At 30.9% G+C, this 6,879-nt stretch carries 5 protein-coding genes; all 5 read right to left on the bottom strand.

Translation table 11 applies throughout. The annotated features are described in order from the left end of the window. On the bottom strand, positions 1-1,595 hold a 1,595-nt coding region (locus tag Q0649_RS21400; RefSeq protein WP_298846680.1), incomplete at its 3' end, for an ABC-F family ATP-binding cassette domain-containing protein. Positions 1,596-1,719: 124 nt separating this feature from the next. Further along, positions 1,720-2,892, bottom strand: coding sequence for a DEAD/DEAH box helicase (locus Q0649_RS21395; RefSeq protein WP_298846677.1), 1,173 nt, complete (start codon positions 2,890-2,892; stop codon positions 1,720-1,722). Positions 2,893-2,907: 15 nt separating this feature from the next. Continuing rightward, on the bottom strand, positions 2,908-5,076 hold the full coding sequence (gene recQ, locus Q0649_RS21390) for a DNA helicase RecQ (protein ID WP_298846674.1): 2,169 nt from the start codon (positions 5,074-5,076) through the stop codon (positions 2,908-2,910). Between the two features lie 153 nt (positions 5,077-5,229). Beyond that, a complete protein-coding gene (locus tag Q0649_RS21385) occupies positions 5,230-5,610 on the bottom strand; it encodes a PleD family two-component system response regulator (protein WP_298846671.1) in 381 nt (126 codons plus the stop codon). A 37-nt stretch (positions 5,611-5,647) separates the two neighbouring features. Then, a complete protein-coding gene (locus tag Q0649_RS21380; protein WP_298846666.1) occupies positions 5,648-6,400 on the bottom strand; it encodes a LytTR family DNA-binding domain-containing protein in 753 nt (250 codons plus the stop codon). Between the last annotated feature and the right edge of the window lie 479 nt (positions 6,401-6,879).

Below are 6,879 nucleotides of genomic sequence, written 5' to 3'. Positions count from 1 at the left end.
TCTTTTTGAACTTCATCATTTTCTACAAATTCATCATAAGTCATTATTTTATCCATTAATCCCTTAGGTGTAATCTCAATTATTCTATTTGCAACTGTTGCAACTAGCTGAGAATCCTGAGACGTTAATAACATCGTTCCAGTAAAACTCGTCATACCATTGTTTAAAGCAGTAATAGATTCTAAATCTAAATGATTAGTAGGCTCATCAAATATTAATACATTAGCATTACTAAGCATCATTTTAGATAACATACATCTAACTTTTTCTCCACCAGATAATACACTAGCTTTTTTAAGAGCTTCTTCTCCTGAGAAAAGCATTCTACCTAAAAAACCTCTAATAAAACTTTCAGCCTTATCCTCAGAATACTGACGAAGCCAATCAACTAAGCTACAATCTATACTGTAGAAATAATCTGTATTATCTTTTGGTAAATAAGCTTGAGTTGTAGTAATTCCCCATTTAACTTCACCACTATCTGGCTCCATCTCACCCATTAATATCTTAAATAATGTAGTTTTAGCTATTTCATCGGCTCCTGTAAATGCAATCTTATCACCCTTACTAACTATGAAAGATACATTATCAAGAAGAACTTCTCCATCTACAGTTTTACTTAAGTTCTCAACTGTTAACAAATCATTTCCTGCTTCTCTTTCTGGTTTAAATCCAACAAACGGATATTTACGAGAAGATGGTTTTATATCATCTAAAGTTAATTTGTCTAATTGCTTTTTACGAGAAGTAGCTTGTTTTGCTTTAGATGCATTAGAACTAAATCTTGCAATAAAGTTTTGAAGTTCTGCAATTTTTTCTTCTTTTTTCTTGTTTTGATCTTTAGCCATTTGAAGGGCTAATTGACTAGATTCATACCAAAAATCATAATTTCCAACAAATAATTGAATCTTGCTAAAATCTATATCAGCAACATGAGTACATACTTTGTTCAAAAAATGTCTATCATGGGAAACAACTATAACTGTACTCTCAAAATTGAGCAAGAAACTTTCAAGCCAATTTTTAGATTTTACATCCAAATTGTTTGTAGGCTCATCTAGTAATAGAATATCAGGTTTTCCGAATAAAGTTTGAGCAAGAAGCACCTTAACTTTTTCTGATCCTGTTAGTTCTTTCATTTTCTTTTTTTGAAGATCTTCAGTTATTCCAAGACCCATAAGTAGTGTTGAAGCTTCTGATTCAGCTTCCCATCCATTAAGTTCTGCAAATTCACCCTCTAGTACTGAAGCTCTAATTCCATCCTCATCAGTAAAGTCTAGTTTTGCATATAAATCATCTTTTTCTTTCATTATTTCAAACAATCTTACATGTCCCATCATTACTGTGTTAAGAACTTCATTCTCATCAAATTCAAAATGATCTTGCTTTAAAACTGCAAGTCTTTCTCCGGGAGTTATAAAAACTTCTCCAGTATTAGCTTCAATATCGCCTGATAGTATTTTAAGAAATGTTGATTTACCAGAACCATTAGCGCCAATTAATCCATAACAATTACCAGGATTAAATTTTATATTAACATTATCAAATAATTTACGAGCACCGTATCTTAAACTTATATTATTTGTACTTATCATATATTTATATATACCTCCATATTAACTGAAACTTCCACACAAACTATGTGGTTTTCCACAAAAAAATTTAATTTCATTATAGTCTAAACTACTAAGCTATTATAACACATGCAAGGAAACTAGGCTATCGCAATTTATTCCTATCTTTATCTATAATTTGAGGTTCAGTAATCTCACCTCTATGAATCTCTTTTCGAGTAATTTCTATATTAAAATCTTTTTCAAAGTTTTTAATAAAATCAAGTTCTCTCTCTACTGCTATTGATAATGCAAGGCCATACTCTCCCATTCTTCCTGTTCTACCTACTCTATGTAAATAATCTTTCGAGTTTTCAGGTATATCAAGATTAAATATATGAGATACTCCTACTATGTCAAGGCCCCTAGCTGCCAAATCAGAAGCCACTAACAGTTGTATTTTGCCTTCGTTGAAATCCTCAAGTGCTTTCTTTCTATTTTCTTTTTGCGATGATCCATGAATTCCCTCTACTTTTAGATTATGATATCTAAGTTTCGAAGTTGTAATCTCTACTTCATCACTTTTGTTTATAAATATTATTGCCTTTTCAGGTTTCGTAGCGCTTATAAGTTTACGTAGAATTTCAATTTTATCTCTCTTTTCCACTAGAAAATATATGTGCTCTATATTTGGATTTACAACACTTTTATCTCCAACTTTAATAACCTCGGGATCTTTCATCAGTGTTTTAGCAATTTCAACGACTTTAAGTGAAATCGTAGCAGAAAATAACATAATCTGTCTATCGCGAAGTGTAGTTTTTATTATGGCTTTTACTCCATCTATGTTATTCTCATCTATCATTCTGTCGCCTTCATCTATTACTATAGTTTTAACGCCATGTGATTTTAGTTTCTTCATTGTTATAAGTTCTAAAATTCTTCCTGCAGAACCTACTATTATATGAGGTTTTTGCTTAAGGGACTCGAGTTGCCTTTTAATATTAACATCACCTATTATGCTAGTTGATTTAACTAGGCTATTTGAGTTAACTGCTAGCAATTCTACCTGCTTATATATTTGCATTGCAAGTTCATGAGTGGGTGCAAGTATAATTGCTTGAATATCCTTTGATGTTACATCTATCTTTTGAAAAATAGGTAATAAATAAGCTAAAGTTTTACCCGTTCCTGTTTCTGACTCTCCTATGATGTCCGCGCCATCAAGTCCCATTGGTATAGCCTTCACCTGGATTTCTGTAGGGCTTTCAATGCCTTGTTTGGTAAGACCTTCTATAAAATTTTGTTCTAATCCTAGTTCATTAAATGTTTTTTCCATGTTTTCTCCTTTTTTCTAAGAAATCTTATTGTTAGCATATTTAAATATTGTTGCTTTTATAGCTAAATAATCTATCTCTTCTGGTAGTTCTTCTTTAATAGGTCTGAGCTTTGAGGCTCCGATTTTTTCTATAACCTCAAGAATAAGTGCTTCTTGATTTTTCGGAATAAAATCATCTAAATTAACATCAAGCCCCTCAGAAGCACATTTAAATATATGTTCTTGCACTGTAAGGCTTTTAAGTTTCCTCTCGCTAATTATTTGCTCTATGCTTTTGCCATCCTTATACATGTTATAAGTAATAAGATAACTAGGCACCTTGTCTTCATTTTTAGAATCTTTCTCTACCTCGCATTCCGCTTTACCGCCATCATCTTTATTATATAGTATTTCTGCCTTAATTTCTATGTTATTTTCCTTCATATATTTTTTTATAACCTGAATGAATTCCTCTCCATACTTATTAAGCTTAGATTCACCAACACCTTTAATATTTAACATTTCTTTTTCATTTACCGGGAAATATTCGCTCATCTCTCTTAGTGCACTATCTGCAAATACAATATATGGTGGAACTTTCTCACGTTCAGAAATTTCTTTACGCAAAGTTCGCAATATTTCAAATAAGCCAGTATCCTTAATAACTTTTGCCTTCTTTTTATCAACCTTTTGATATACTTTTTCTTTATTTTTAAGTACTAGTACAGCTTTTTCTTTTAAATGAACCACCGGGAATTGTCCATCTGCAAGTGACAAATATTCTTCTGCTGTAAGCACATTTATAATGTCTCTTATTTCCTTAACAGTATATTGCTTTATTATTCCGTATGTTGATAATTTATCAAATCCAAGTTCTAATACCTTTTTATTCTTAGATCCACGCAGAACGTCTGCTATTAATGAAGTACCATATCTCTCCTTCATACGAAGGATGCAAGAAAATATCTTTTGTGCCTCAATAGTTATATCCACGAGTTCACTCTCATCATTACATGTACTACAATTGTCACATTTGTCTGGAACATTTTCTTCCCCAAAATACTCTAAAATAAACTTTCGTAAACATCTAGTAGTATGTGAATAATCTACCATAGCTTGAAGTTTTTTATATTCATTTACCTTTCTTTCTGGCGCCACAGTGCTTTGTTCTATAAAAAACTTTTGAAGTAGGACATCTGCCGCTGAAAATAGCAATATACATTCACTTGGCTCACCATCTCGTCCTCCACGTCCTGCTTCTTGGTAATATGCCTCCATGCTTTTAGTCAGATTATAGTGAATTACATATCTAACGTTTGATTTATCTATTCCCATACCAAAGGCATTAGTAGCTATAATTATGTTGATATCATCATACAAAAACTTTTCTTGATTTTGCTTTCGCTCTTCATCGTTAAGACCAGCATGATATTTACCTACACTATATCCCTTTTTATGTAAAAGTTCATAAAGATTATTTGTTTCTTTCCTTGTAGCTGTATAAATTATCCCAACTTTATCTTTATTACCCTCAATGTATTTAAGCACAAAATCTCTTTTATTTTCACCACGGATAACTGTAAAGCTTAAATTCTCTCTATTAAAACCAGTTACATAAACATCTGGCTCTCTTAATTTCAATAACTTTATAACATCTGTCCTTACATCCTGGGTTGCCGTAGCCGTAAATGCTGCTATAATCGGTCTTTCTGATAATTTGTCAATTAAACTAGAAATTGCTGCGTAACTAGGTCTAAAATCATGTCCCCATTGCGATACACAATGAGCCTCATCAACTGCTAAAAGCGATATTTTTAATCTATTTAACATATTGCAGAAAAAGTCTGATTCTAATCTTTCTGGGGCAACATAAAGGAGTTTAAACTCACCTCTTGCCACCTTATCGATTCTTTCATTAACTTCATTAATACTTAATGAGCTATTTATATATGTTGCAGCAATTCCTATACTATTTAAGGTATCCACTTGATCCTTCATAAGCGATATAAGTGGTGATATAACAAGTGTTACCCCGCCCAGCATTAATGCAGGTATTTGATAACACACCGACTTTCCTGCTCCTGTAGGCATCACTGCAAAGGTATCTTTCCCACTTAATATACTATCTATTACATCTTCTTGTCCTTTTCTAAAATTATCATATCCATAATATTTTTTTAATTTTTCTTGTGCTTCATGCAACATATATTTCTTCCTCTCATACGTAATAATTGCTTACAACAGTATAACATTATTTTAAGAACTTTGTACCATTCTGCTGATGAACTTTAAATTTGACCTATATATAAATAGACTCACCCTTTTTATTTAAAATATAAGAGTAAATCTATAAAATTTCTAAATTTTAATCCCCAAGACATTTTCCGCTATAGCTAAAACTTCATTGAAGTAAAAAGGCTTAGTTATATATTCATCACACATTACTTGTATTCCTCTTTCTTTATCATCTTCTCGCCCTTTGGCAGTTAGAAGCACTATATACATATTTTGTAACTTTAATTCTTTTTTCACTATTTTACATACCTCATACCCGTTTATTATAGGCATCATAATATCTAAAAACACCAAACTTGGCATCTCACTTTTAATTATATTCAAAGCTTGGTTTCCATCTTCGGCTAGAAGTATTTCTACACCTTTATCTTTAAAATCTTCTAGTATCTCCTCTAACAATAATCTATTATTAACTTCATCATCTACTATTAATATTTTTTTCATTTATCCCTCTCATTTCTTATTATAAGAAACACTAAAATCACATATTCAGTAATCTTTTAAACTCTTTAACGTAATGTCTACTTACAGGAACTTCCTCTTTCCAATTTTCTATTTGAAGCACGAAAGTACTATTAAACCATGGTACTATTTTATAAATGTTATCTAAATTTACTAAATAACTCTTATGACTTCTAAAAAAATTTTGATTAATTAGCTTATTTTCTAATTGATTTAACGTACAATGTGCTGTATATGTGGCCTTTCTAGTAAAAACAAACACCTCTTTATTTACTACTGTGCAATATAATATGTCCCTCGGATGCACAAGAAAAATACATTCAGCCTTCCAAACTGGCAACTTTACCATACCTACATTAGATATTTTTTCTAATAGTGATCCTTGTCCTAAAAGTGTATTTTTACTGCAATTAAATTTTTCCTCTATCCTATCCATTGTAAGTGCTAATCTTTTCTCTGAAAATGGTTTTAAAACATAATCAATGGCATTAATTTCAAAAGCTTTTATTGCATATTTATCAAATACTGTTGCAAATACAATACTCACTGAAAAATCCAACTTACCTATCTCACTCGCCAAAGTAAGACCATCAATTTCTGGCATTTCTATATCTAAAAAAACAATTTCTGGTTTAGATTCTTTTATAAATTCTAAAGCTGTTAAAGGACTCAAAAACTTACCAATAATTTCTAGTTCGCGCTTTTTACCTAGAATAAAACTTAACTCGTCTAAAGATAATTGTTCATCATCTACTAAAACTACTCTTAACATATAACCCTCCACCCATATTAAAATTTCATCATAATATCAATAATATATTATGATAATAATTTGCTCTAAAACATATCAAACAAATTTTACATATTGTACAGGTATATACAATGATATATCTGTACCAGTTAACAAGGTACTAATCACTTCTAACTTAGCATTATACAATTCTTTATATTGAAAATTTAGGTTTGAGGTGGATCCATAATTATTACCATTCAATATCTGTTTTATTTGAGACTGATCCATCCCAACACCATCATCTTTAATTTTTATTGTTATTTCCTCCATTCGTCTTGTAATCATAAAAGTTATAGTCCCACCATGAGTTTTTTTTAAAATTCCGTGCTTAATAGAGTTATCTATTATATTGTATAGAGAGTTTTTAGGTATTAAAAAGTTTATACCTTCTTCTATGTAATACTCAAAATTTAATCTATCCCCAAAAGATCGGAAGAGCGTCGTGTAGGGAAAGAGTG

The organism is uncultured Clostridium sp., assembly GCF_937920395.1.
Classification (GTDB): Bacteria; Bacillota; Clostridia; order Clostridiales; family Clostridiaceae; genus Clostridium_AD.
Note: the sequence above shows the minus strand (reverse complement) of the source record. Positions and strands in the feature narration are given on the sequence as shown.